Source organism: Streptomyces sp. NBC_00090, from assembly GCF_045160815.1.
Taxonomy (GTDB): Bacteria; Actinomycetota; Actinomycetes; order Streptomycetales; family Streptomycetaceae; genus Streptomyces.
Genome location: NZ_CP108224.1, coordinates 8770549 through 8794689 on the forward strand (window position 1 = coordinate 8770549; position 24141 = coordinate 8794689).

25 protein-coding genes and 4 pseudogenes are annotated in these 24141 nt (G+C 70.2%); 15 read left to right on the forward strand and 14 right to left on the reverse strand.

Features of this window, described 5'->3' with window-relative positions:
- Positions 1–2 precede the first annotated feature (2 nt).
- Both OG361_RS38705 and OG361_RS38710 read right to left on the reverse strand, forming a co-directional pair.
- Entirely contained in the window at positions 3–1067 is a 1065-nt protein-coding gene (locus OG361_RS38705) for a Gfo/Idh/MocA family protein (RefSeq protein WP_405861256.1), read from the reverse strand.
- A gap of 293 nt (positions 1068–1360) precedes the next feature.
- On the reverse strand, positions 1361–2356 hold the full coding sequence (locus tag OG361_RS38710; protein ID WP_405861258.1) for a LacI family DNA-binding transcriptional regulator: 996 nt from the start codon (positions 2354–2356) through the stop codon (positions 1361–1363).
- 246 nt (positions 2357–2602) lie between these two features.
- Between OG361_RS38710 and OG361_RS38715 the strand changes: the two are divergent.
- Positions 2603–3165: pseudogene (locus OG361_RS38715) on the forward strand (proprotein convertase P-domain-containing protein); the annotation flags it as partial.
- Between the two features lie 137 nt (positions 3166–3302).
- Here the strand turns inward: OG361_RS38715 and OG361_RS38720 are convergent.
- The 3 genes and pseudogenes from OG361_RS38720 to OG361_RS38730 form a co-directional block, all read right to left on the reverse strand.
- Positions 3303–3501: pseudogene (locus OG361_RS38720) on the reverse strand (transposase); the annotation flags it as partial.
- A 423-nt stretch (positions 3502–3924) separates the two neighbouring features.
- Positions 3925–5412 (reverse strand): alkaline phosphatase family protein, encoded by a 1488-nt coding sequence (locus OG361_RS38725; protein ID WP_405861260.1) that lies wholly within the window; start codon positions 5410–5412, stop codon positions 3925–3927.
- 281 nt (positions 5413–5693) lie between these two features.
- Positions 5694–5897, reverse strand: a complete 204-nt coding sequence (locus OG361_RS38730) for a hypothetical protein (RefSeq protein WP_405861262.1) — start codon at positions 5895–5897, stop codon at positions 5694–5696.
- 521 nt (positions 5898–6418) lie between these two features.
- Here OG361_RS38730 and OG361_RS38735 point away from each other — a divergent pair.
- From OG361_RS38735 to OG361_RS38745, 3 genes and pseudogenes are all read left to right on the forward strand, one after another.
- Positions 6419–6579: pseudogene (locus OG361_RS38735) on the forward strand (lamin tail domain-containing protein); the annotation flags it as partial.
- A 237-nt stretch (positions 6580–6816) separates the two neighbouring features.
- Positions 6817–7323, forward strand: a complete 507-nt coding sequence (locus OG361_RS38740; protein WP_405861264.1) for an allene oxide cyclase barrel-like domain-containing protein — start codon at positions 6817–6819, stop codon at positions 7321–7323.
- Positions 7324–9014: 1691 nt separating this feature from the next.
- Positions 9015–9194 (forward strand): hypothetical protein, encoded by a 180-nt coding sequence (locus OG361_RS38745; RefSeq protein WP_405861266.1) that lies wholly within the window; start codon positions 9015–9017, stop codon positions 9192–9194.
- A gap of 208 nt (positions 9195–9402) precedes the next feature.
- On the opposite strand, the gene OG361_RS38750 is transcribed toward OG361_RS38745, so the two are convergent.
- The 4 genes from OG361_RS38750 to OG361_RS38765 all read right to left on the reverse strand — a co-directional run bounded on the left by OG361_RS38750 (position 9403) and on the right by OG361_RS38765 (position 11130).
- On the reverse strand, positions 9403–9861 hold the full coding sequence (locus OG361_RS38750; protein WP_405861268.1) for a hypothetical protein: 459 nt from the start codon (positions 9859–9861) through the stop codon (positions 9403–9405).
- A 278-nt stretch (positions 9862–10139) separates the two neighbouring features.
- On the reverse strand, positions 10140–10286 hold the full coding sequence (locus tag OG361_RS38755; protein WP_405861270.1) for a hypothetical protein: 147 nt from the start codon (positions 10284–10286) through the stop codon (positions 10140–10142).
- Positions 10287–10334: 48 nt separating this feature from the next.
- Positions 10335–10694: a PRC-barrel domain containing protein gene (locus OG361_RS38760; protein ID WP_405861272.1), complete on the reverse strand. Its 360-nt coding sequence runs from the start codon at positions 10692–10694 to the stop codon at positions 10335–10337.
- Positions 10695–10848: 154 nt separating this feature from the next.
- Positions 10849–11130 carry a hypothetical protein gene (locus tag OG361_RS38765; protein ID WP_405861274.1) on the reverse strand — a complete coding sequence of 94 codons (282 nt, stop codon included), beginning with the start codon at positions 11128–11130 and terminating at the stop codon, positions 10849–10851.
- Between the two features lie 220 nt (positions 11131–11350).
- Between OG361_RS38765 and OG361_RS38770 the strand changes: the two genes are divergently transcribed.
- From OG361_RS38770 to OG361_RS38780, 3 genes are all read left to right on the forward strand, one after another.
- A complete protein-coding gene (locus OG361_RS38770; protein WP_384577929.1) occupies positions 11351–11575 on the forward strand; it encodes a DUF6458 family protein in 225 nt (74 codons plus the stop codon).
- A gap of 61 nt (positions 11576–11636) precedes the next feature.
- Entirely contained in the window at positions 11637–12011 is a 375-nt protein-coding gene (locus OG361_RS38775) for a PRC-barrel domain containing protein (protein ID WP_405861276.1), read from the forward strand.
- 48 nt (positions 12012–12059) lie between these two features.
- Positions 12060–12512, forward strand: a complete 453-nt coding sequence (locus tag OG361_RS38780) for an SRPBCC family protein (protein WP_405861278.1) — start codon at positions 12060–12062, stop codon at positions 12510–12512.
- 449 nt (positions 12513–12961) lie between these two features.
- On the opposite strand, the pseudogene OG361_RS38785 reads toward OG361_RS38780, so the two are convergent.
- The 3 genes and pseudogenes from OG361_RS38785 to OG361_RS38795 all read right to left on the reverse strand — a co-directional run.
- Positions 12962–13195, reverse strand: a pseudogene (locus OG361_RS38785) (transposase); the annotation flags it as partial.
- A gap of 79 nt (positions 13196–13274) precedes the next feature.
- Positions 13275–13799, reverse strand: coding sequence for an NUDIX domain-containing protein (locus tag OG361_RS38790; RefSeq protein ID WP_405861280.1), 525 nt, complete (start codon positions 13797–13799; stop codon positions 13275–13277).
- A gap of 138 nt (positions 13800–13937) precedes the next feature.
- On the reverse strand, positions 13938–14480 hold the full coding sequence (locus OG361_RS38795) for an ArsR/SmtB family transcription factor (protein WP_405861282.1): 543 nt from the start codon (positions 14478–14480) through the stop codon (positions 13938–13940).
- Between the two features lie 57 nt (positions 14481–14537).
- Between OG361_RS38795 and OG361_RS38800 the strand changes: the two genes are divergently transcribed.
- A complete protein-coding gene (locus OG361_RS38800) occupies positions 14538–15443 on the forward strand; it encodes a S41 family peptidase (RefSeq protein ID WP_405861284.1) in 906 nt (301 codons plus the stop codon).
- A 98-nt stretch (positions 15444–15541) separates the two neighbouring features.
- Positions 15542–15718, forward strand: a complete 177-nt coding sequence (locus OG361_RS38805) for a hypothetical protein (RefSeq protein ID WP_405861286.1) — start codon at positions 15542–15544, stop codon at positions 15716–15718.
- 444 nt (positions 15719–16162) lie between these two features.
- On the opposite strand, the gene OG361_RS38810 is transcribed toward OG361_RS38805, so the two are convergent.
- Together OG361_RS38810 and OG361_RS38815 are read right to left on the reverse strand one after the other, a co-directional pair.
- Entirely contained in the window at positions 16163–17755 is a 1593-nt protein-coding gene (locus tag OG361_RS38810; protein ID WP_405861288.1) for a UDP-N-acetylmuramoyl-L-alanyl-D-glutamate--2,6-diaminopimelate ligase, read from the reverse strand.
- Positions 17756–17946: 191 nt separating this feature from the next.
- Positions 17947–18084: a hypothetical protein gene (locus OG361_RS38815; RefSeq protein WP_405861290.1), complete on the reverse strand. Its 138-nt coding sequence runs from the start codon at positions 18082–18084 to the stop codon at positions 17947–17949.
- Between the two features lie 363 nt (positions 18085–18447).
- On the opposite strand from OG361_RS38815, the gene OG361_RS38820 reads away from it, so the two are divergent.
- The 6 genes from OG361_RS38820 (at position 18448) to OG361_RS38845 (ending at position 24036) form a co-directional block, all read left to right on the forward strand.
- The gene (locus OG361_RS38820; protein WP_405861292.1) at positions 18448–18648 is read left to right on the forward strand and encodes a DUF5988 family protein; all 201 of its coding nucleotides are present in this window, start codon (positions 18448–18450) and stop codon (positions 18646–18648) included.
- Between the two features lie 289 nt (positions 18649–18937).
- Positions 18938–20041: a PP2C family protein-serine/threonine phosphatase gene (locus OG361_RS38825; protein ID WP_405861294.1), complete on the forward strand. Its 1104-nt coding sequence runs from the start codon at positions 18938–18940 to the stop codon at positions 20039–20041.
- 368 nt (positions 20042–20409) lie between these two features.
- Positions 20410–21048: a hypothetical protein gene (locus tag OG361_RS38830; protein ID WP_405861296.1), complete on the forward strand. Its 639-nt coding sequence runs from the start codon at positions 20410–20412 to the stop codon at positions 21046–21048.
- A gap of 110 nt (positions 21049–21158) precedes the next feature.
- Positions 21159–21383: a ferredoxin gene (locus tag OG361_RS38835; protein ID WP_314617106.1), complete on the forward strand. Its 225-nt coding sequence runs from the start codon at positions 21159–21161 to the stop codon at positions 21381–21383.
- A complete protein-coding gene (locus OG361_RS38840; RefSeq protein WP_405861298.1) occupies positions 21340–22764 on the forward strand; it encodes an NAD(P)/FAD-dependent oxidoreductase in 1425 nt (474 codons plus the stop codon). The genes OG361_RS38835 and OG361_RS38840 overlap by 44 nt, the downstream gene beginning before the upstream one ends.
- A gap of 24 nt (positions 22765–22788) precedes the next feature.
- Positions 22789–24036, forward strand: coding sequence for a cytochrome P450 (locus OG361_RS38845; RefSeq protein ID WP_405861300.1), 1248 nt, complete (start codon positions 22789–22791; stop codon positions 24034–24036).
- Positions 24037–24141 lie beyond the last annotated feature (105 nt).

Sequence of the window (24141 nt, forward strand, 5' to 3'; positions counted from 1 at the left end):
GGTCACTCTCCGGGGAAAGTGACGTTGAGATCGCGCCGTATGCCGTCCAGGACGTGCATGATGCTCAGTGTCTCGGCGAGCGGCATCAGGTCGGATTCCAGCCGCCCGGCGCTGATGCAGCGGGCCGCTTCGGCGGCCTCGTAGCACAGCCCGCCGTCGAGTTGCGGGGGGACGAAGGTGCCGATCAGCTCGTTGTCCCGGCCGATGAGCCGGACCGCGGCGGGTCCGTAGAAGGAGCCGTCGATCTCCAGGCGTCCATGCGTTCCGGCGATCGATGCCGTGGTCGGAGTGCGGGCGAAGAGGGTGGTGTTCAGCACTCCGTGGGCTCCGGATTCGGCGGTGACGAGGATCGACGCCTGGCCGTCGACGCCGGTGTACGTCTTTGTGCCCACCGCCTTGACCGAGGTGAACGGCCCCAGCACCATCGAGGCGAAGGAGACCGGGTAGATGCCGAGGTCCAGGAGTGCTCCGCCCGCCAGCTCGGGGGCGAAGTGGCGGTGCTGCACCTCGGGTGTCATCGGCTGTCCGTGGTCGGCGATGACGGTGTGCACCTCGCCGAGCAGCCCGGAGTCGAGCACCTGGCGGACCACGTCGATGTGCGGCAGGAAGCGTGTCCACATCGCCTCCATGAGGAACACCCCCCGCTCCCTGGCGGCTTCGATCAGCTGCTCGGCCTCATGGGCGTTGCGGGTGAACGCCTTCTCCACGAGTACGTGCCGGCCGGCCTCGATCGCCTGCAGGGCCTGCTCGAAATGGCCTGAGTGCGGCGACGCGACGTAGACGATGTCCACAGCGTCGTCTTCGACGAGTTCGGCGTAACTGCCGTAGGCCGCCGGGATGCCGAACCGGTCGGCGAAGGCGCGGGCGCGCCCGGCGTCACGCGAGCCGACCGCCACCACTTTCTGCTCGGTGTACTTCTGCAGCGCTTCGACGAAGTAGGCCGCGATCCAGCCCGGGGCTATCACCCCCCAGTTCAGAGCCGGTGCGTCACGAGGGGAAGGCGTCCGGGGTGCGGGCAGCACCATGCGTGCCGCCTCGTGGGCGTTGACTGACTGGTTCTGCGTCATGGGGTTCCTGTCGGCTCGGATGCGAATGCGGTGTGCGCGGGAACGGCGACGCTGCCCCGGGTCTCGCGGTGTGCCTCCCCTCGGCGACCTGCGGGGGACACCCGGCATCCGCCCAGCGGGGACGCTGAGCAAACGGTGTGCAGAAGTGGGGTGGCCCTGCTTCTTCGTCGTGGGTGGACCTCTGAGAGGTAGCCGGTCCAAGTTCTCGCGCAATCGATTGCGCCACGATATGTCGGGAGCGCCGCAGCTTGTCAAGCCTGACGGCCGACTGTGCGGGGCCGCCGCGAAGACGATCAGACGGACTCGCGCAGGACGAACTGCGTGCGCAGGGCGACCTGCGACAGGCTGACGCGGCCTCCCAGGCGTTCCAGAAGCAGGCGCCCACACGTCGATCCCACCTCGTAGGCGGGATAGCGGATCGTGGAGAGCCGGGGGCGCACCAGGGAGGCGAGCTCGATGTCGTCATGGCCGATCAGCGCCACGTCGGACGGGACCGCGAGGCCCATCTGCTCCGCCGCTTCCAGGGCCCCGATGGCGGTGCGGTCGTTGACGAAGGCGACCGCGGTCGGCGGGTTCTTGCGGCTCATCAGTCGGCGCAGGCCCGCGGCGCCGGCTTCGCGGGTGTGCTTCCCGCGCACGACCAGGCCGGCCGGCAGCTCCAGCCCGTGACGCCGGGCGGCGGCGCGGAACAGTTCGAGGCGAGGGTCACCGCCCGGCGTGCCCGCCGGCCCGACCAGCATGCCCAGTCGTTCGTGGCCCTGCCGCGCGAGATGGCCGACGGCCTCGTCGACGGCCTCGTGGGAATCGGCGCGCACCTGGTCCAGGTCCCTCCACTCGCTGTCGGCGCTGACCACGACCGGGATGCCCGCTTCCCGGACGGCGTCGAAGTCCTCCGGGGTCAGCCACGAGGGGGTGATCACCACTCCGTCGAGGCAGCGCTTGACCACGTCGTCGAGGTAGTGCAGTTCTTCCGCGCGCTCCGCGTTCGTGCTGCAGACGACGACGTGGTACTGCCCCGGGCGCAAGGTGTCCTGCAGCCCGCGGGCCAGCTGGGCGTAGAACGGGTTGGCGATGTCCGGGATGATCAGAGCCACGGTGCTGGACCGCCCCGTGCGCAGGCTCTGCGCCACGGTGTTCAGCCGGAACCCCAGCTCGGCGATGGCCGCCTGCACCGCTTCCCTCTTGGCGGGAGCCACCGGGCGCTTGCCGCTCAGCACGTAGGAGACGGTGGTCACCGAGACCCCTGCGGCACGGGCCACATCGCTCATCGTCACAGGCTGGTGTTGCATCTTCGAACTTCTCCTTCTGTGACCGGACGCCACGGGCCCCTGCCGGAGGCATCGTCGGCGTTCCAGCCTATGCGTGCCCCACGCCTATGCTTGCCGCAATCGATTGCGTACTATCGACGGGCGAGGCCGGGCGCACCACCAGTGCGATCGGGCCGCCGGGCGACCTCCGGGTGGTGTATTTTGTCAACTTCCCGTGCGCTGGGCGAGTCCGGTGGCCTGAACGAGGCCACCTCCGACAACTTCGCCGCCGCCAAGATCTGGTACCGGGCGCTCACCACCTACATGACCTCCTCCACCGATTACGCCGGTGCCCGCACCGCCACCCTCCAGGCCGCCGCCGACCTCTCGCCTGATCTCCGGCACCCCGACCACGCTGGGCACCAGCAACGTCACAGCCACGGTGAAGGACTCCACCAACGCCACCGGCACCACCTCCTTCACCTGGAACGTCGTCAGCGTGATCACCGTCTTCGAGAACACCACCGACGTGGCCATCCCGGACAAGGGTGCCGCGGTGTTCTCCGACATCAGCGTCACGGGCCTGAGCGGCAACGTGTCGAGCGCCCTCCAGGGTCGACGTCGACATCAGGCACACCTTCCGAGGTGACCTGGTCATCGACCTCCAGGCCCCCGACGGCACGCTGTACCGCCTGAAGAACTCCGACATCTACGACTCGGCCGACAACGTGATCGCCACCTACACGGTGAACGCCTCCAGCGAGGTCGCCAACGGCACCTGGAAGCTCAAGGTCCAGGACATGTTCAGCTCCGACAACGGCCGCATCAACGGCTGGAAACTGACCTTCTGATCCACGGCGGTCACCCGCCTGCGGACCGGTGAGACCAGTGACACCCACTGACCACGACGCCGCCCACCTGCTGGGCCGCGAACGACAGCGGCGACGCCAGAACGGCCAACAGCGTGAGCCAACTGATCGTTTCAGAATCAGGTTCGGAGCCGTCTCAGGCAGAAGATGGTGCAGGCGAGTTGGAGCAGGCCGCGGTGGAGGCCGGCGCGGATCTCGTAGCGGATGCGCAGGCTTGAATTGGTGGAGCCAGGCGAAGGTCCGCTCGACCACCCAGCGGGTCTTGCCCAGGCCGGAGCCGTGAGCAGCGCCGCGACGGGCCCACGTGGGCGTCGCGCCCTCCGTCTCGGCGAGCAGCAGAGGCGCTGACGGTCGGAGCCGCCCTCCGCCCGTCAGGTCCATGTCCGTGGCCGGACGCTCGCCGGCCAGTACTGCCGGAGTCGTCGAGCTTGAGGGTGAGCGCTGTGAGGGGCTCGGCGAGACCGGCGGCATGTACGGTGTGCCCGCACACGACCGGTATGCGAGGATTTCGGACCGAGGCGGCCACAGACGTGTCAAGCCATCCGGATTTCGCCGCGGTGACGGTCAATCCAGACATTTCGTCGACGAGGCCCGGGACTGCGATGCCCACGGCCTTGGGCTCGCCTGCACCGCAGGTCCCTGTTCCTGGGGGACGGCTCGGGCACTCGCGGGCGGGGAAGGTGGGTGATCCCGCGGGCACCGGCCGTACCGGGTCGGACCTTGGTGCCCGTGGAGGGTTCGTCAGCTGGCGGTGACCCGGACCTGGTCGATGGCCCAGTACCAGTTGTTCTCACCGGTGTAGCGGAAGCTCACCCGGACGTCGGTCGCACCGGCCGGAACGTTCAGCTGGAGCTTCTCGGCGCGGGATATGACGTCGCTCGTGTACGTCTGCACGCTGATGGGGGTCCCGCCGTTGTAGCTGACGAGGACCTCGCCCTTCTGCGGGCTTTCCTGCCGATAGTGGGTGACATAGCTCAAGGTGGCGGTCTTGCCGCCAGTGACCGGCCAGGCGGGGCTGACGAGGGTGGAGTCGAAGGTTCCGGTGAGGTCCATGTCGTACCACTCGTCGCCGTCGGCGACCGCGAAGACGTTCCGTGCGCGGACGTTGGACTCGCGTTCCTGGTCGGGGGCCGCCTTGGTCCAGAACTCGTCGGTGGTGAAGGTCCAGCCGCGCCACTCGGTGACTCCGGCCGCGCCCATCGAGGAGTTGTCGACGGACCAGCCCGGAGGAGGAGTGTGGGTGAAGCCGACGACGTCCGTGCCGAGGAGTGTCTCGTCCATCGGGCCCTGGAGTTGCGTGCGCAAGGCGTCGAAGTCGTCCGGGGCGGCCTGGGAGAGGGGGCGGCCGTCGAGCGCCCAGGCCGGGTTGATGGGGATGCCGAGGTGCGCGAGGGCCGAGGCGGCGACATCGGGAAGCTTCACGTCGTATCGGACCGAGCCCGGTGTCGTGGTGCCGCCCGTGGCGATGACGAAGGTCTGCCGCTCGGGCCAGCTCGATCCGCCATGACCGCCCGCGTCGGTGTGACCGTGGTCGGTGGTCACGATGATGAGCCAGTCCTCGGAGGCATAGGTGGTGCGGGATTTCACGGCTGTCACGATCTCGCCCACCCTGCTGTCCACGCCGTGGATGGCGTCCAGGTATGCCTGGCTTGCGGCTCCCTGGCTGTGGCCGGCGTGGTCGACGTCGTCGAGGTGGACGAAGACGGCGTCCGGGTTGGAGTTCCGGAGCCGGGCGACGGCGCGGGAGGTGGTGCCGGCGTCGTACTCGGCCGCAGGCGTGGAGATCCGGGTGTCGACGCGGGAGGAGAGGATGGTGTCGGTGATGGAGTTCCAGGAGGCGACCGCGTACGTGGACAGGCGGGGCTTGGCGGTCTCGATGCGGGTGAGGAAGTCCGGGTACTGGGCCAGGCTGTGGCCCCCGAAGGAGTTGTCCTTGACGTTGTGCTTGTCGGGCCAGACGCCGGTGAGGACGGTCGACCATCCCGGGCCGGACAGCGTGGGCGCCAGGGGCTCGGCGTACAGGGAACTGGTGGCGGTGAGGCCCTGGGCCATCAGGGACTTGAGGTGTGGGGCGTCGGCGTCCCTGACGCGGCTGAGCAGGACGCCGTCGAGTCCGATGACGAGCACCTTGCGGGTACGCGTTGCGGCGCGGGCCAGGGTGCTGAGTGGGCCGGCCGAGATTGCGAGGGCTGCGGCACCGGCGAGTAGCGAGCGGCGGGTCAGATCCATGATGTGTCTCCTGGGGGCTGCTTCCTCCGGCACGAACGGAGGAGCGAGTAAGGGCGGGGGGAACGGCGGCCTGGGTGTGCGGAGACACCCGGGCAGCCGAGTGGGGGGCCTGGAAGACGTATGCCTCGATCGACCACGGCGAGTAGCCGAACGAGCGTCCTCGCTCGGTTCCGTACGCGCGCGGGTAGCGTCCGGGACCGTGGAGGTTGATCAGGCGGCGCGAGTCCGACGCACTGGGGGCGGCCGGCTACGGCGGGGGCGCGCCCTCGCCGACCGGTCGGTCACGGCCTCTGGGTGCAGCGCAGGGACCCACCGTCGGTGAACTCGCCGTCGGCGCCCCAGAAGTCACCGGCCAGAGCCCGGTCCCGCGCCGACTCCAGACGGTCCGACAGGACCGGGGGCTCCAGGTGGCGGGTGCCGTTGGGCAGCACGAACCGGTGATGATTGAGTACGACCTTCCCGAGCTGCGGTGCGCCGTGGAGCACCGCGCCGTACTTGCCGTTACCGGTGACGAATCCGTCCAGGGCCAGGCGGGAACGGTGTCGTACATGCCCTGCCGGGGCAACGTCGCCGGGGGCGGCACGGCGGCTGCGGCCGTCGACGAGAGGAAGCCACCGGGAAGCGCGGCCGCACCTGCGGTCGGTGCGGTCGCCGTGATGAATCCTCTGCGGCCGAGAGGGGTGTGCGGGGAAGGCATGGCATGAGTCCTTCAATGCAAGCAGGACGGGGAGGCTACGACGAAGGAGGCGGGGGCGGCAGGCGTCGCAGCAGTGTCCCGTCCGCTGCGGTCCCAAATTATGGGAACGTAAACATTTGTGCCGGGTCAGTGCAGCACGCGGTGCTCAGGAGCGTCAATAGCCTCGTCAACGCCTCCGGGAATCAACTGATGAGTCTCGGAATCACCCCGCTCACCGCCATTCCGGTTCCGCCCGCGCTCGCGTCGTCGCGCGCCTGTGGCGGCGCATCAGGGGCACCGGGTTCGTCCGTCTCGCCGGCCGCTCCACCGTCCGTCCGGATCCACGCCGGTGAGGGCCGTGGCCCACCCGCACGGACCTGTTCCAGGACCGCCGCAACTACGTGTGGGACAACCACTCCGACACCGCGACCCTCCGCGACGACCGCGGCCGCACCGCCGACACCGAGTCCTGGGGCCACCACCACCGCTGACCCCTCCCGTTGATGCCCGTCTTCCGCCACGTCCACAGCGGAGGACGGGGCATCGGCCTGCGTCCGGGCGGGTACGGCAGAGGCGTTACGCGGGCCAGCCAAGGTCGGGCGGGCCGTCTCTCGTTCCGGGCTCGTCCGATTGGTCGGATCTTCCGGTGATCGCGCTGGGCGCGGCAGAGCTGAGGTTATGGATGCGTCACCGGACCATCCATGAGCATCAACCTCAGGAGCCACTTGATGCGCCCCATCAGAGCAGCCTGTCTCGGCACGGCCACTGCGCTGGTTACTCTTCTCGCCTGCGCACCTGTCGCGGCTGCCGCCGCGACCGACACCGGTTCGGCCCACGCCAAGGGCAAAGACAAGGTCATCACACTCATCGGCCGACTCGCGGAGCAGACGCGCTTCCCCGTCAACCCCGGCGGCAGCCCCGCCCAGGGTGATCGGACCGTCTTCCGCTCGATCCTCTTCGACCAGGACGGCAACCAGGTCGGCGAAACCGGCGGCACGTGCACCACCACCCGGGTCGAAAACGGCGGAGCGGAGGTGTGCGTCGTGACCTACACCCTCCCGGGCGGCCAGCTCTCCGTACAGGGGATGGTCTTCGGCATTCTCAACCCGGGCCCTCCCCCTTCGTTCGACAACGGGATCACCGGCGGCACCGGGGAATACGACCGGGCTCGTGGCTCGGTCCACGCCGACACGATCGCTCCGGGCACGAGGCGCTTCACGATCGACCTCGACTGAAAGATGGGTGCCACCGGGCCCGTTCAGGGTGGCATGGGGCACTGACATGTCTTCGTGGTGAGCTTGTCTCCCCGTACGCGCCGACGGCCTCCCGTGGGGAGCCGGGAGGCGGGCGCGGCCCTGACCCCTGCGGGCGACGCGGGGCAGGGCCGACGGCCGGGTCCGCGGGGGAGCGGTGCGGAGGGCCGCATGCTGTTCACCCTGCCACCGGGCCGTTGGGTACGCCAGAGGCGTGCACGAACCGGCCTCCGGCATATGCGTCAAGGGTCGGCGTCGGCCGGCGAGCCGCTGGTCGTTGTACGAGTCGGCCCCGGCCGGGGTCGCTGCAGGGTCAGCGATCTCGGTGAGGGCGTGGACGGCGGCGTCCATCCGGTCGGGGGAGTCCATGCCGTCGCCGCTCCGCCCCGTCCCCGACCGAGGACGGCCACGTCTACCTCTCCGTTCGGGCTACCGCCCCCGCCACCGGCCCGTGGACGGAGGAGGTATGGCTCGACCGCCCCGGCGAGGATGGCATCAGCCATCCCCACCGGGAGGGCGCCTGCACCGCGCTCGACTACGCCGACGGCGACCTCGACCGTCTCCCCGGCAACGGACCGCGTCTGCCCGGCGGTCCACGAGCCGGTCACCGCGACCGCCCACGGCAGCTACGAGGGCGTGGAGATCCACTGGGAGCGGACGTTCCCGAGCAACTGCGAGCTGCTTCGCGTGATCCGGCGTCGTCTTCCTCTGCTGACCCCACCCCGGACGCCTCCCGACGGGCTGTCCGGCCCATCTGGCGCCCCGACCGCGCCTGCCCTGAGCGCGGAGCGGTGAGCGCCCGGTCAGCGCATCACATCTCTCTGTGGCACCCTCCGCGCCGATCCCCCGTCCACCCCTGTGCGGGGGATCGGTCATCTCCGGGCCTGCATGGTCACTCGTCCCGGTGGACGCGGGCCGCGCCGCTCACCAGGCCACGGCCGGCTCCGGCAGCGTGGTGGACATGAACCCCCGACCTGCCGTGCTCCTCGCACTGGCCGTGCTCGTCACCAGCGGCTGCGTGGCCGTCCCCCATACCTCGGCGCCGCCCCGTCCGCCGACGGCCCGCGAACTTGCTCCCGCTGCGGACCGGCTCCCGGCTCCGCTCCCCACCTGGCCTGCCCCGACCCCGGCCGCGCCCCGCGAGGAACTCGCCGCCGTCGAGCCCCTTCCTGCCGCGCCCCCCCGCAGTCCGCCCCGACCGCCGAGGTCCCCGCCACGAGGGCCCGACTACGAAGGCCCCGGCAACGGACCGAACGGCAGAGGAACCGCGCCGCGGCCCAGCCCACCGAGCAGCCGTCCCGCAGCGCCCGAGCACCACGCCGAAGAAGCCGAAGGCGCCCGCCGTCCGTAAGGGCAGCGGGAACCCAATCCCCGGGCCTCGAAGAGCTCGAAGAAGCAGCAGTCGCCCGCGCCAGTCCGCCGCCGGCAGCCGCTGAACGGGCAGCCCCCCGAAATGCGGCAGCTCTGCCGTGAAGCCCGCCGCATCGACGCCCCGATGGGCGCCGCCGACCTGTGCCGCAGCATGTATGGCCGCTGACCTGAGCTCGGGCTTCGGGGGCTTTGGCCCCTCGGGGGCCAAGACGTACAGAGGAGACCGTCGTGACCGCCTGACCCGCTCGTGCCGGGCCGCGTGCACTCGCAGACGACAGGAACGACCGCTTGGGGAGGCCACAGTGACGACACGTGAGACGTGGACGGTGGACAGGCTTCACCACACCCTCCCGCACTCCGCCTCGCGGCAGCAGCTGCTCACGGGCGAGGAGGGCGGTGCGGCGGAGGTTCATGGCTGCCACGCTGCCGGTCACCACCGGGGTCTGGTGAGCGGCGCGGACCGCCTCCACTGGAACGAGTGATCTGGCCGCCCGGACATTGATGCAGATCTCGAATCTCCCCAGTGCACAGGCACTGGTGGTCCAACATCTCGGACGACGACGTATCAGCCGTCGTGGGGTGGAGCGTAGAGGAAGTCAGTCGGCATCGGGAGTACGCCTGACCGCGGCGAGCGCAACGACGACGTGGGCCCCGTCATCAGCCGGTGGCGGGCCCGGAAGGCCGGCTGGCTCAGGCCGCCCCTTCGATCTCCTCGACCGCTGCCTGAGCCGCACGGACGAAGGACGCCCGGACCTCACTGACGCGGGCAACCGCTTCCGCTTCGGCCCTCTCACCCCGTGCAGTACGGAGCAGGGAGACAGCGAGTGCGGCTTCGTAGGCCGCCTCAGAGAGGCTGGAGGGACCCTCGAGATCGACCGCACCCTGCGCCTGGAACAGGCGAGCACCAACAGCAATCGGATCGTGCCCGCTCCCGCCGTAGGCAGCAAGATGAGCCTCCTCGACCGCAGCAAGGAACTGTGCGTACACCTGACGACGTCGGTCGGACGCACGCGCGCGGCGCTGCTCGTCGAGGGTGGCCTGGACGGTCGCTATCAGCGCGTTCGCCTGCGCCTGCCCCGCGGCCTCCGCTGCGGCGGCTTGTCGGTGGCCGGCCTTCCACGCGAAGAACCCCGTCGTGATGCTGCCCAAGATGGCCGACCCGGCGGCGATCAGGGCGATCCCTCACTCACTCATTCCGGGATCCTGCCACGAGGGGCTGACAGGACTCCGATCTGCTCGCCGTCCTGGCGTCGGGGTCTGAGGAATGTTCAGCCCGCGAACAGCGCCCATTCGCATGCCTCGCCCGGCGGCGTCGGCGCGCGTGGCGATGCCCCGCGCCGTACGTCGCGCGGGGCGTCGTTCCACCGGCCCACCGGCCCACCGGGCCCGCCAGGCCCGCCAGGCCCGCCGGGCCGGGTGGGCAGCCGTCAGCGGTGGCCGCGCAGCTTGGCGAGGAGGCGCTGCGCCTGTGTGCGCCTGCGGGGGTCGGCGGCGGCCCGGCGGACGGATGCCGCCGCACTACGGCCCTGAGGGCTGCGGGCGAATCGCTTGATACGGGTCAGCAGTGCGGTCATGGGATTCTCCTCGGATCGAAAGGGCGGGACGTTCCTGCGGGGGATCGCCTATCGGAAGAACGCCAGGTAGCAGTCGACGAGCCTCATCCGGTGCGGCTGCTCGTCGTCTCGGTCGTGGTCGGGGCCGGGTTCGAACGGCGGGGCCTCCTCGATCTGCTGCCTGGTACAGCCGATGCGGAGCCTCTCCGTGCCGGGGTCGACCGCGGTCACGACCCCCGCCGGAACGATGACGCGTCTACCGGGGATCCAGGGAGCCGTGTCCACCACGACATGGCCGCGGCCGGCCGTGGGCTCGTACGTGTCGACCGTGCCCGCGAACCCGTCCCTGGCCTCGACCCTGTACCCGGTCAGGTCGAGATGTGCCGCATGGGCCGCGGTCTCCCTGTAGGTCCAGATGTCGTGCGCCATGTCCACCTTCCTTCCGTCGAGGGCGAGTTCCACCGGGCTTCGTGTTCTGTCACTCCGTGTTGCCCGTTGGCGCCGTTCCCACACCATCCGGATCTGCCGGACCGCGAAGCTCTCCGGGTCGATGCGGCCTGCGCACCGGCTTCCTGATGTTGCGTCAGGGGATCGTCCGGAGATCGTCAGGAGGTCGGGTGGGGATAGTCCGTGCACAAGTGGTGCCGGCGTGGTCGTCCGGGTGGCGTCGGCCGACCCCACGGGCGTGCACATGGGCGAGAGCCGAGGCCAGGGCCGTCCCCATCCGGCAGGTCTCGGCGGGCGTGAGGACCGTGCGGGCCACACGCCGTTGCAGGGTCGTCCCCCGGACGAGCTGCATCACCAGATAGGGCAGGCCTTCGTCGTTGCCCGTGTCGTAGGGCGTCACCAGGCCGGGGTGGTGCATCCGCGCCAGGAGCCGGGCCTCCTCGCCGCATTCGCCTCGGTTTGGCGGGCGTCCTCGGGGCGGACACTTTCACCGCCACCGGGCGCCGCAGCCGCAGATCCAGCGCTTCGTACAGGTCGGCCGCGCCGTCGCGGCCCAGGACCGCGCCTCAGGAGAGCGGCATGACGCCTGAAGACCCGGGTACGCGGACGCTGTCCAACCCGTATGGGAGGGAGCAACCATGGGTCTGGGACTGTTCATCATCATGATCGCCGTCGGCGCCGTCCTCACCTTCGCGTCCGACTGGGAGCTCGAAACGGTCGACCTCGATCTGGTCGGTCTGATCCTCATGGCGGTCGGTTTCCTCGGAACCGCCGTGTACACAAGCGTCCTTCGCCGCCGCCGGATGGTGGTCCCGCCCGTGGCACCCACGGTCACCGACGACGACCGGCGTGACCTGCTCTGAGGCGGCCCGCACCTTCGGTGCCGCGACGTACACGACGTACAGCGACAGAGGAGTGACAGCGATGACCGATCATCTCTGGTCCTACAGCACGGAGTCCGGCCACCTGGCGGGCACCGACCTCACCGGATGGCGGGTCGAGGCGTCCGACGGGCACATCGGCAAGGTGGGCAAGCACTCCGACGAGGTGGACGACGCCTATCTGGTCGTGGACACGGGCGTCTGGATCTTCGGCAAGGAGGTGCTGATCCCGGCGAGCGCGGTGACCCGCGTCGATCTGGAGGAGCACACGGTCCACCTCGCCCTGGCCGAGGAACAGGTGAAGGACGCACCCGAGTTCGTCTCCGACAAGCACCTCGCAGACCTGCAGTACCGCGAGGAGATCAGCCAGTACTACCGCACCGGCGGACCCTTCTCGGGCGGCATGGGCGCCATCTGACAAGTCGTGGCCGGGGAGCGAAGCCATAGCCAGGAGAAAGGTGTTGACATGTCGAAGTTCGAGGAGTCCGTCGAGGTCGAGGTTCCGGTCCGCGCCGCGTACGACCAGTGGACCCAGTTCGAGACGTTCCCGCGCTTCATGGACGGCGTGGAGCGGATCGAGCAGCGTACGGACACGCTCACCCACTGGGTCACGGAGATCGGCGGTGTGCGTCGTGAGTTCGACGCCGTCGTCACCGAGCAGATCCCGGACGAACGCGTCGCCTGGACGACCATCGAGGGCGAGGCGCGACAGGCCGGCGTCGTCACGTTCCACCGTCTCGACGAGACCCGGACGAAGGTCATGCTCCAGATGGACTTCGCCCCCGAGGGACTGACGGAGCAGGCCGGCGACAAGCTCGGGTTCGTCAAGCGCAAGGTGACCGGCGACCTCAAGCGGTTCAAGTCGTTCATCGAAGAGCGAGGCGGCCAGGAGACGGGCGCCTGGCGCGGATCGGTCTGACGATCCGACACGGGTGCTGACGCGCGACCGGGGGACCGGAAGCGCCCAGCGGCACACGACGGCGTGGGCCGGACGACTTTCCGTCCGGCCCACGCCGTCGTACGTCGTCGGAGGGCGCAGCGGACGGGCGGGCGACCGGCGCCGCGGAGAAGCCGGGCTGCGGCTCCCCCTGCGCGGGGCCTCCGAACCGGCCACCGTCCTCCGAGTTGTCCTGGGCGGCGGAACAGGACCGTCACCGGGACCGTGTGTGGCCGGCTCGCTCTTGGCCTTCGTCTTCTGCTCGCCACGGACCGGGAGGGGGCCTTCGGCATGTTCGGTGGCGGGTACGGCAGTTCGGCGTCCTGCGGCTGGCACGTTCCCACCGGACGACTCAGATCCGCATGACAGCCACCGACGCGAGGGTTCCTGCCGCCCACGCCAGCAGCGTGGCCTGTCCCGTCGTGAGGCCGTTGTGTCAGCGCGGTGAACACGCCCGCGTCACGCCACTGGGCGAAGCGGTCGTAGACCGTCTGCCAGGCACCGAACTCCGCAGGCATCTCCCGCCACTGGCCACCGCTGCGGAACCGCCAGATCACACCCTCGAACTGCTCACGAAGCCGATGCGGGTAGGGGCCGTACCGGCCGACCGGCAAGAACGGCCCGATCAACTCCCACTCGCTGTCGCTCAGTTCGCGTCGCGTCACAGCAGCGTTCCACCAGCGTCCGAACCGGCCGCGGCCCGAAGTCCGCAAGACGACATCACAGAACCAGGCACGGCCACACTCACCAGGCAGAGGAACCCGATCTCAGAAGCTTCACGTACTGTCGGACGCGCAGCACGTCATCGGGGAAGCAACTCTCCCAGCCCTGGTCCAGCCGCATCCAGGCCGCGTGCTGCCCGTCCTCCGCGATCAGCGGCTGTTCCGGGTCGCCGATCGCGGCATAAGAGAGGGACAGCGTCTCCGGCAAACCCGGGCCGAACGACCGCACCGCCACCGCGGCGGGCCGCTCCAACAACCGTGGCCGGAGCCCAGTCTCCTCGGCCAGTTCCCGGGCCGCGCCATCACGCGGACACTCTCCGGGCTCAACCTTGCCACCTGGCGGGACCAGCCCGCGCCACGGATGCCTGACCAGCACGATCTGCTCCAGGGCTGTATCCAGGACCCACACCTCGGCGCCCAACGGCTCCACGGCGCCAACCAGCGCAGAGCGCAACCAGGCCCTGGCCCGGTCGAACTCCATCGTCGCGCTCCCGGCGTCAGCGACGGCAGCATCAAGCGGACGCTGCTCAAACACACTACGGATCATTGCGACAGGCTATAGACCGCCACCGACACCACCGGGCTGCAGCGGCGGGCCGCAGCAATGGCCGTCGCCGCGGCGGCCGCGCACACCGCCACGCCACATCGAACAATCTCCGACACCGATCACAACTCCAGACAGGCCCTAGGTGGAGGTGGTGGTGCTGGTCGGCAGAGCATGCTGATAGAGCGCCACCAACACACCATGCACGGGCTGGTCCTCTGCATGCTCCTCGGCCTCATCGACCAGCCGGGCGAGGGCCTCGCCGAGTTCTCTTGCCTTCGCAGGGCTGAGACGCAGGTGACGCAGTGTCAGGTGGGTCTCGGCGGGAGAGCGGTCCAGCTCCTGGGCGACCGCGGCGAGCATCGCGGCGGTGCCTGCCGCTTGAGGCTCGGCGACGACCATGTGACGGGCCGTACGCTGGTAGTACTGCTCGGTGCCGCCGCGGACCTGGCGGGTCTCGGCGACATGGACCAGCCCGGCTTCGCGGAGCACTTTGACGTGGTGGGCCACGTTGCCCTTCTTCGCGTCGAGCTGCGCCGCAAGCCGGCTGATGGTGGCAGGCCGGTGGCCCAGGGTGAAGAGCAACCGCTGACGCAACGGGTGAGCGAGCGCCGCGAACTGCTCAGGCGCACCGATCTCCAGGACATCCTGAGGAGGCGGCCGATAGGAAGGCTGATCACGCATTCCGAAAGTGTCTAAACTCTTTGACGCTTTCGCAAGGGCAGTGCTCTACTCCCTGCCATGACGACTCCAACGAAGCTTGCGCCGGCCCCTGTCATCGACGAGACAGCCCGGCTCGTGATCGAGCACTACGTTTTCCCGGAGATAGCCGAGCAGCTCGCCGACCTGCTGCAACGACGCCTCACCGAGGGCGCCTACGACGTCGACGACGCCGAGGAGCTCGCCCGTCTGGTCACCGCGGACCTGCAGTCCGTCAACGGCGACCGGCACCTGAGGCTGAAGCACCACGCCGACCCGGTGTCCCCGAAGCAGGGGGCGGCCACCCTGGACGCCATGCGCCGGGACTTCGACACCTCCCTGGGCGGTGCGCCCCGGGTGCAGTTGCTCGACGGAGGGGTCGCCGTGGTGGAGCTGGCACCGATGCTGTTTCCGCTGGAGTGGGCCGCCGAACCGCTGAGCGCCGCGCTCACCCTGGCCTCCCGCGCCCAGGCGCTGATCGTGGACCTTCGCGCCAACCGGGGCGGCGACCCGGACACGGTCGCCTTCGTCTGCAGCTACCTACTGGACGAGCGCACCCACCTCAACACCATGTACTGGCGCGGCGGCGAGCGCAGAGAGCAGTCCTGGAGCCTGCCGCACGTTCCCGGCGCGCGCTTCGGCGGTACCAAGCCGTTGTATGTGCTGTCCAGTGACAGCACCTTCTCTGCCGCTGAAGAGCTGGCGTACAACCTCCAGCAGCTCGGCCGCGCCACAGTCGTCGGCGAGCCCACCCGCGGCGGCGCGCACCCGTGCAAGGGCTGGACCGTGCACCCACACCTGGAAGTCACCGTCCCCTTTGGCCGCGCCGTCAACCCCGTCTCCAACACGAACTGGGAGGGCACCGGTGTGCAGCCGGACGTCCCTTGCGCTGCTGCTGACTCCCTCGACCACGCGCACGGACTGGCCCTCGCCCGACTGGCAGGCTGACCCGGTCCAGCACATCGACAGCACTGCGCGCAACGCCTCCCCCTGCAGCTGTGTATGGCACGACATGGGCGCGGGCACGGAAGTACGTCCTGACCCGTATGGAGCCCACCTCCGGGCTGGCCAAGCGGCCCTACGATCTCAGGCACGCCGACATCTCGTTCTGGCTGTACTCCGCTGTGGACCCGGCTGAATGTGCCCGCCGCGCCGGGCAGAGCATCGAGGTCCTCTTCCGCCGCTACGCCAAGTTCCTGGACGGCAGGTCAGGAACGGGGTAGCTGCGGGAGGAACTGGGAGTTTCGATGCAGACCCGGCCGCTCCATAGGGGGCGGGTGAGAGGCGCCTGACGGGTAAAAGACCAATTCAGGCGCCTCTTTTTGCGCTTCTAGAAGAAGCCGAGCTTCTTCGGCGAGTACGACACCAGCAGGTTTTTCGTGTGCTGGTGGGACAGGGGGCCACACCCTGGTTGACCTGTAGGAACGCCAATCCGAGCCTCAGGGGAGCGGTGTGGTCCGCGTATGGCCCGGATGTTGATCATGGCAAGGCTCCGGTGTGATTGCCGCCAGGGACTGGGGTGCACTGGTGCGGCGCGGCGGCTTCCTCGGTGAGGTAGGAGAACCGTGCGGCGTCGAAGATGAGCCGCCTGTCCGCTCCGTAGAGCTTGTCCGGGAAGGGGTTCATGAACCCCCGGTCCGTCTTCCGCTTCACCCGCGAACACATCGTCATGACGGCGCTCCAGAGCTGGCCGCTGCGGCAGGAGGAATCGCCCCACCGCGCGGTCGAGGTGGCGCAGCGCCACCGGCAGACCGAGGGGTGCGGGAGCGGGTGGCCTTCCGTTCCAAGGCGAGTTCACGCACGGCGGCCATGTCGTTGAAGGGCAGCAGTTCCTCGCCGACGATCTGGTATTGCTCGCTGCCCTTGCCGGCGATGAGGACGGTGTCCTCGGGGCCCGCCGCGGACAGGGCGAACGAGATGGCCTCGCGGCGGTCGGCGATCCGCTCGAACGGAGTGCCGGTCGAGGCGAGGCCGGGGGCGATCTGGTCCAGGATGGCCTGGGGGTCCTCGTTGCGCGGGTTGTCCGAGGTGAGGACGCACAGATCGGAGTGGGCCCCGGCGATCCGCCCCATGTCGGCCCGCTTCGTGGTGTCCCGGTCGCCGCCGCAGCCGAAGACGGTGATGATCCGGCCTCGCGCGTATCCGCGGATGGTGGTCAGCACCTTGTCCAGGGAGTCCGGGGAATGGGCGTAGTCCACGATCACGGAGGTACCCCCTGGGGTCTCGACGCGTTCGAACCGGCCGGGGACGGGCGGCATCCGGTCGAGTGCGGTCACCAGGTCGCCCAGCTTGTGTCCGAGGACGTGGCAGGTGGCCAGGGTGGCGAGCGCGTTGGACACGGAGAACCGGCCCGGGACCGGGATCGACGCCGGATACGTAAGTCCGCCGTGGTGGAGGGTGAACCGCGTGCCAGATGCGCTGACGGCGAGGTCGGTCGCCCGGTAGTCCGCCGGCACATCAAGGGCGTACGTGGTCACCGCACCCGGCATCATCGCCACGATCCCGGCGCCCACCGGGTCGTCGGCGTTGACCACCGCGTGCCGGCACAGCCCCTGGAAGAGGCGGAGCTTGGCGTCCCGGTAGTTCGCCATCGTTCCGTGGTCGTCGAGGTGGTCCTGCGTCAGATTGGTGAACACCCCGACGTCGATGAACGTACGGTCCACCCGGTGCGTCAGCAGGGCCATCGACGTGGCCTCCAGCACCACGCTGCCGGTCCCGCGGTCGCGCATGCAGCCCAGGAGATACTGCAGGTCCGGCGACTCCGGGGTGGTCAGCACCGATGGTGGCATCGGGATCAGCTCGTCGCCGATCCGGCTGCCGGCCGTCCCGATGACTCCTACCTTCGCGCCCTCGGCGATCCGCAGGGCGGACTCGACCATGTACGAGACCGATGTCTTGCCGTTGGTGCCGGTGATCGCCACCACGTCCATCTGCTGCCCGGGTTCGCCGAAGTAGCGGGAGGCCACGATCGCGGCCGTCCTCCGGATGTACGGAACGCGCACGGCACACGCGCCCGGCGGCCACGCCGAGGCCGAGAACGCCGGTTCCGTTCCGTCGACGAGTACAGCTGCCGCTCCGCGCGCGAGCGCGGGCGCTACGGAGCCGGGCCCGCCCTCCCGGTGCCCGGGCACGGCGATGAACAGGCAACCCGGCGTCACCCGATCCATGTCGAAGGTCGTCCCCGCGGTGATCAGCGTTCTGCGCGGGTCACCCTGGAGCACGTGGTGCTCCTGCCCGGCCAGCAGCTTGCTCAACTTCACAATGATCCCTTCGAGGTGGCCCGGCCCGGTCGTGCGGCCGTAGCCAGGCGGCAGCGCCGGGCGAGTGCCGGAACGCTGCTGTGGTGACGTGGAGCGGGGCGGAGACTGCCCGGCAAGAGGCGAGCGAGGCGGGCACGGCCGGGGAGGGGGCCGATGTACGCGTGGAGAGCGGCGCGCCGGGGGAGAGGAGGCTAGCCGTGGCCGTGCAGCGCGATACGGCGGGACGGGGGCGCCCCGACGTCAGCGGTGGTGGCCGGGTCGACGACGGCCGGACGCACTCCGGAGGCGGCCTGCCGCAGGCACTGCCTCGCCGAACTCGTGCGACCCATGGAGCGAGTGTATGGCCATCCCGGCGGCCCGCCGGACCGCTGCCTTGCTGCGGGCAGCCGGCGAGCCCCCACGGGTGGGCAGACGCATGCGCTCCCGGTGGATTCGGACTGTCGCACGGGCGCTTCGCCGGAAGGGGGAAGCGAACGGGCGAACGAACGAGTCGTCTCCACCCACACACCTGGCACCGGGCTCGGTGCCAGGCTGCTGCTCGCGGTCACGGGGGACCTGGCCGACGGCTGCTGCCGGCTTCCGAGCTCGGTCGCCGCGCAGGGCGCCTGCGACTCCTACGAGCCGGCCGGCTGGGTCAGCGCGGCGGGCCTGTCCCGGATGCGACGCGTGCCGAGGGTGGTGAGACTGGTGCCATGGCACACAAGGCATTTCTGGAGGGTGGGCCGGACGACCTCCCCGAGCGGATCGTCCCGGTCGAGACTCCCGGCGAGGACCTGAAGATCCCACATCTCGGCGGCTACGAGCACTTCAGGGAGACCTCACGCCGAGAAGACACTGCGGAGGGGACCCTTCGGGTGTACGAGTGGTGGGAGCGTACGGAGATCGCCGAGTAGCGGGGCCAGGCGGGCTCGGGCCGGGAACCGCGACAAGCGCCGGCAGTGCCGCTTCTTGGAGCGAGCTGGTCCGGGATTGGTCCGGATCTTGGCGCGTCCCATGCCGGAGGCTGGGACGACCCGGGCGCGACCGTGTGCCGACTCGAAGGGCGACTGTCACAAGAGGACTGCGGCGCGCCCCTCCCGGTCGGCGACGGCCCAGGAGGGCGTCCACGGCCCCTGCCCCGCCGGACCGGTGCGGCGGGGACCGTGGAGTGCGCGGCGCACTCCGGCATAGGAGCCTGGTGGTGTGGTGAAGCCAAGGAAGGCGGCGACCGGCGCGTACCGGCGGAGCTGGTTGCGCGGGGCCCCGCCGCCCCGCTGGGTGCGGGTCCTGCCCGTGCTGCTGCTCGTCGGGGTCGGAGCGGCCTCCCTCACCGACTCCGTTCCGCTGGACATCGGCTTCCTGCTCGGCGCGGTGCCTCCGCTGGCCGTCCTGGCCCACGGACCATTGGCCACGGCCTTCCTCGGCGCCGCGACGATCGGGCTGCTGACCATTCCCCTCTTCCATCTGAACCAGCCCGGCAACACCGACCTCTTCACCCTCGGCTTCGTCGCGACCCTGAGCGTCTTCGTCTCCTTCGTCCGCGGGCGCCGGGACGAGCAGCTCGACCTGGAACGTACCGTCGCCGAGACGGCCCAGCGGGCCATCGTCCCGGACGTACGGCGGCGGGTCGGGCCCGTGCGCTGCGCGAGCCTGTACCGCGCCGCCGAGCGCGGCACGCTGGTGGGAGGCGACTTCTTCGACGTCCGGCCCGGTCCCCACGGGGTGCGGGCGGTCCTCGGCGACGTGCAGGGGCACGGTCTGTCGGCCGTCGCGACGGTCGCCTCCGTCCTGGGGGCGTTCCGCGAGGCCGTGCTGGACGACGTGGACTCGGAGTCGATCGCGGCGCGGCTGGACCGCAGGCTCGTGGTCGACTCGGCGCGGACGGAGCACGCGGAACTCTTCGCCACGGCCGTCCTTCTGGACTTCGCGCCGTACGGGCGGGAGGTCCGTGTCCTGGCCTGCGGCCATCCGCCGCCGGTCCTGCTGCGCGGCGGAGCCGTGAGCACCCTGGAACTCGCCCCCGGCCCGCCCCTGGGACTGGGCCTCGCCGATGTCCTGCCCGGAACCGCCGGGACGGTGTCGCTGCTGCCCGGGGACCGGCTGCTCCTGGCGTCGGACGGTGTCCTGGAGGCACGGGATGCCTCCGGCGCCTTTTACCCGTTCGTCGAGCGTCTGGCCCGTATGACCGGTGTCGGCCTGGACGAGTTGCCCGACGAGATCTGGGCCGACCTGAGCCGCTTCGCCCCCAAGATCCAGGACGACGTCACCCTCCTGATCCTTACCTTGGACACCTCCGTGCCGGGCTGACGGGACAGGACCCGGGCGCTGCGACCGACCGGCACCCGCGCGCCGTCCGGAGAAGGTCATGACCTCCGCGTCCCTCAAGGACCCGCTGCAACTCAGGAAGACCCTCGACATCTTCACCGAGACCGTCAGCTTCGGCGACGCCGAGATGCGTGAGCTGGTCTGGAAGCTGCGCGAGGTCCGCGCCGGCGACATGACCTTCATGACCGCCCCGGTGAAGGGGAGCGGCGGGGGAGCCCGGATGGGCCGTACCTCGCCCGGCCCTGCCCTGTATGGCGCACCGAGTTCGTCCTCTCGGGTGATTCCAGTGGCGCGCGTCCCGCGAGCACGGGTGTCTGGACGAAGGAAGCGCAGGGAGGAAGCGAGAGACCGTGGAGCGGAAGCACAAGCGCCTCGCGACGCCGTGGGCCGCCGGGGTGGCAGGAATGGTGTTCGCGATCCTGACGGCCACGGCGATCGTCCTGGTACGCATCGCCCTGCCGAGCGGCGCCAACGGGGCCGAAGTGACCGTGGACGCAGGGCAGCGGAGCGCCGTGCGGACGGCGCTGGAGCTGGTCCCGTACGCCGGGATCGCGTTCCTGTGGTTCATGGGCGCTCTGCGCGAGCAGGTGGGCGAGCGCGAGGACAAGTTCGTCTCCACGGTGTTCCTGGGCAGCGGTCTGGTCTTTGTCGCCACGCTGTTCGGTGCCGCCGCCGCGGCCTGGAGCGTGCTCGACGAGGGCGGACCGGGCTCCTCCTTCGGCCGCGATGTCGCTTACGCCCTGCTGACCACCTACGCCATGCGGATGGCAGCGGTGTTCATCATCACGACCTCGACCATCGGCCACCGGCTCGGCGTCCTCCCGCGCCCACTCACCGCCTTCGGCTATCTGGCGGGCCTGACGCTGCTCGTGGTGGGAGCGAACGTGCCCTGGTCGGAGCTCGTCTTCCCGGCCTGGGTGCTCGTGCTCAGCCTGAACACCCTCCGGGGCCGGCATTCCGCCGCGTCACGGTCCGCCGCCTCGACCTGATCGGGCAGCACCGCTCACTCGATCGGTCCGCTCCCGTCGCTGTGGCCCTCCCGGCCGACGAGAGTGGGCGCAGGGGGCTTGACCGGCCATTGGAGAGGACCGATCCCGTGGTGAGCATTGCCGTCGATCTGAACCGCTGCCAGGGGTACGCGCAGTGCGCGTTCCTCGCTCCCGAGATCTTCACCATGCACGGCGACGAGGCGCTGCTGTACAACCCGGATGCCGACGAGGCACAGCGCGAGAAGCTGGCCCAGGCCGTCGCGGCCTGCCCCGTGCAGGCCATCCTCGTCGATGCCGTGGACGAGCCGGCCGAGGCGGTGCCCGGTGCTCGGTGACGGAGCCTTGGAGCAGCTCAAACGCGAAGGCCGCATCGTCGTCGTCGGCGCCTCGCTGGCAGGCCTGCGGGCTGCCGAGACCTTGCGTGCCAAGGGCTTCGCGGGGTCTCTGACCATGATCGGCGACGAGCCTTACGATCCGTACGACCGGCCCCCGCTGTCCAAGGGGGTGCTGCTGGGCAGGGCGCGCGCCGACCGCACCGCGCTGCCCCGGCTCCGATCCGTCGACGCGACCTGGCGGCTCGGCGTTCCCGCCACCGGTCTGGACATGGCCGCGAGGAGGGTGCGGCTGGCCGACGGCGACGAGGTGCCGTACGACCGGCTGCTGATCGCCACCGGTGTCCGGGCGCGGCCGTGGCCGCGCGAAGAGGAGGCGGAACTCGACGGCGTCTTCGTGCTGCGCACCCGTGACGACGGCGCCGCGCTCGCCCGGCGGCTCGACGAGGGACCCAAACGGGTCCTCGTCATCGGGGGAGGGTTCGCCGGCTCGGAGGTCGCCTCCGCCTGCCGCGAACGCGGCCTCCCCGTCACCGTCGCCGAACGAGGCGCCGCGCCCCTGGTCGGCGCACTCGGCGGGGTGGTCGCCGCGGTGGCCGCCGACCTCCAGCGCGAGAACGGTGTGGACCTGCGGTGTGGGGTCATGGTGACCGCTCTGGAGGGCGACGCCTCGGGACGCGTGCGCGCCGCGCATCTGTCCGACGGCTCCACCGTGGAGACCGACGTGGTGGTCGTCTCGCTCGGCGCCCTCCGCAACACCGAGTGGCTGTACGGTTCCGGGCTCGGCGCCGGGCCCCGCGGCATCGCCTGCGATGCCGGCTGCCGGGCCTTCGACATCCGGGGAATCGTCACCGACGACATCTACGCCGCGGGTGACGTCGCCCGCTGCCCCCATCCCCTGTTCGGGTACCAGTTCCTGGCACTGGAGCACTGGGGCAACGCCGTCGCCCAGGCCGGGATCGCGGCGCACAACATGCTCAGTGAGAGCGTCGACCGACTGCCGCACATGGACGTGCCGGCCTTCTGGTCCTCCCAGTTCGGCGTCAACATCAAGTCGGTCGGAGTGCCGTCGATGGCGACGGAGATCCTGATCTCGCAGGGCTCACTGGACAGCCGTCGGTTCATCGGCGTCTACGGATACCAGGGGCGCGTCATCGGCGCCGTCTCCTTCGACCACGGCCGGTGGCTGCCGTTCTACCAGGAACTCATCGAGAGCACCGCGCCGTTCCCGCCGCAGTTTCCCACGGTCGACCGGCACGCGGACGGACAACGGCCGATGGACGCGGACTTCCCCGACCCGTCGGTCCCCAGCCACGGCCCCACCGTGTCCCTCAGCGGATACTCGCCGGCCGACCGCCGGATGACCTTCACCCCCGCGCACTGATCCGCACGGCCACGAGGACCTGCCATGACGCAAACCCTGCTGCACCAGATCCTGGACTACGCCAACCGGGCCGACCCCTACCCGATCTACGAAGAGCTGCGGAAGACACCGGTCCATCACGAGACCGACGGGCCGTACGTGATCAGCACCTACTACGAGATCCGCAGCCTTCTCCACGATCCCCGGATCAGCTCCGACGCCCGCAACCTGGCGTCCGGCAGCGCTGACCCGCTGGCGGAGCCCGCCTCCGAGGAGAGCGCCCTGCCGCCGGGCTTCCTACGGCTCGACCCGCCGGAGCACGACCGGATGCGACGCATGACGAACCGGCACTTCGGCCCGCCGCACTCTCCCCGCCGGGTCGACGGAATGCGCCCGGAGCTCCACGACATCGTCGACGGCCTCATCGACGGCCTCGGCGACCCGGGCCGGATCGACCTGGTGGAGGAGTTCTCCTACCCGTTCCCGGTGACGGTGATCTGCAGGCTGCTCGGAGTGCCGCGCGAGGACGAGGCACGCTTCCACACCTGGGCGGACACCCTCGCCGCCAGCCTGGACCCCGACCCCGACCCCGACCCGGACGCCGATCCCGCCGAGCGCGGCAAGGGCGCGCATGAGGCCCGGATGGCGTTGGGCATGTATCTGGCCGGTCTGATCGAGGAGCGACGTAAGAACCCCGGGGACGACATGCTCTCCCAGCTGGCGACGGCCAAGGGCCAGGACGGTCCGATGACCACGATGGAACTGCTCAGCACGGCGGCTCTGCTCCTGATCGCGGGGCATGAGACCACGGTCAACCTCATCAGCAACGGAATGCTGACCCTGTTGCGGAATCCCGACGTCCTTCAGCGCCTGAGGACCGAACCGCGACTGGCCGTGCCCATCGTCGAGGAACTGCTCCGCTTCGAGCCGCCGGTGCAGCTGCTGCCACAGCGCACCACTCTCGCCGACATCGAGGTCCGCGGCGTCACCATCCCCAAGGGCTCCACCCTCTGTCTGGTTCTGGCGTCCGGCAACCGCGACCCGCAGCGGTTCGAGAACCCGGACCGCTTCGACCCGGACCGCCCGGACATCCAGCACCTCGGCCTGGGCAGCGGCATCCACAGCTGCTTCGGCGCACCACTCGCCCGATTGGAAGCCCAACTCGCCCTGTCGGAGCTGGCCCGGAGACTGGAGAACCCACGCCTGCTGGACGACCCGCCCCAGTACCGCCAGAACGCCGTACTGCGCGGGCCGCGCCATCTGCGGATCGCCTGCGACGGGATCCGACCCTAGGGCGTGGGCCCCGCACAGCCGGCGCGGATCGCGCGCCTGGGCGGTGCCGCGCAGGCCTGGCGGCACATCGCTGGGAGCGAAGCGCGGCCCGGGTTCGGCCACGCT

What these genes read in the sequence shown, in the direction of transcription:
- OG361_RS38770 (WP_384577929.1), top strand. Translation starts at nt 11,351, where the DNA reads ATGGGTCTGGGACTGTTCATCATCATGATCGCCGTCGGCGCCGTCCTC.
- OG361_RS38710 (WP_405861258.1), bottom strand. Translation starts at nt 2,356, where the DNA reads ATGCAACACCAGCCTGTGACGATGAGCGATGTGGCCCGTGCCGCAGGG.
- OG361_RS38780 (WP_405861278.1), top strand. Translation starts at nt 12,060, where the DNA reads ATGTCGAAGTTCGAGGAGTCCGTCGAGGTCGAGGTTCCGGTCCGCGCC.
- OG361_RS38815 (WP_405861290.1), bottom strand. Translation starts at nt 18,084, where the DNA reads ATGGGTCGCACGAGTTCGGCGAGGCAGTGCCTGCGGCAGGCCGCCTCC.
- OG361_RS38755 (WP_405861270.1), bottom strand. Translation starts at nt 10,286, where the DNA reads ATGACCGCACTGCTGACCCGTATCAAGCGATTCGCCCGCAGCCCTCAG.
- OG361_RS38790 (WP_405861280.1), bottom strand. Translation starts at nt 13,799, where the DNA reads ATGATCCGTAGTGTGTTTGAGCAGCGTCCGCTTGATGCTGCCGTCGCT.
- OG361_RS38805 (WP_405861286.1), top strand. Translation starts at nt 15,542, where the DNA reads ATGGAGCCCACCTCCGGGCTGGCCAAGCGGCCCTACGATCTCAGGCAC.
- OG361_RS38775 (WP_405861276.1), top strand. Translation starts at nt 11,637, where the DNA reads ATGACCGATCATCTCTGGTCCTACAGCACGGAGTCCGGCCACCTGGCG.
- OG361_RS38840 (WP_405861298.1), top strand. Translation starts at nt 21,340, where the DNA reads ATGCCGTGGACGAGCCGGCCGAGGCGGTGCCCGGTGCTCGGTGACGGA.
- OG361_RS38800 (WP_405861284.1), top strand. Translation starts at nt 14,538, where the DNA reads ATGACGACTCCAACGAAGCTTGCGCCGGCCCCTGTCATCGACGAGACA.
- OG361_RS38740 (WP_405861264.1), top strand. Translation starts at nt 6,817, where the DNA reads ATGCGCCCCATCAGAGCAGCCTGTCTCGGCACGGCCACTGCGCTGGTT.
- OG361_RS38845 (WP_405861300.1), top strand. Translation starts at nt 22,789, where the DNA reads ATGACGCAAACCCTGCTGCACCAGATCCTGGACTACGCCAACCGGGCC.
- OG361_RS38705 (WP_405861256.1), bottom strand. Translation starts at nt 1,067, where the DNA reads ATGACGCAGAACCAGTCAGTCAACGCCCACGAGGCGGCACGCATGGTG.
- OG361_RS38820 (WP_405861292.1), top strand. Translation starts at nt 18,448, where the DNA reads ATGGCACACAAGGCATTTCTGGAGGGTGGGCCGGACGACCTCCCCGAG.
- OG361_RS38725 (WP_405861260.1), bottom strand. Translation starts at nt 5,412, where the DNA reads ATGGATCTGACCCGCCGCTCGCTACTCGCCGGTGCCGCAGCCCTCGCA.
- OG361_RS38795 (WP_405861282.1), bottom strand. Translation starts at nt 14,480, where the DNA reads ATGCGTGATCAGCCTTCCTATCGGCCGCCTCCTCAGGATGTCCTGGAG.
- OG361_RS38765 (WP_405861274.1), bottom strand. Translation starts at nt 11,130, where the DNA reads ATGCACCACCCCGGCCTGGTGACGCCCTACGACACGGGCAACGACGAA.
- OG361_RS38760 (WP_405861272.1), bottom strand. Translation starts at nt 10,694, where the DNA reads ATGGCGCACGACATCTGGACCTACAGGGAGACCGCGGCCCATGCGGCA.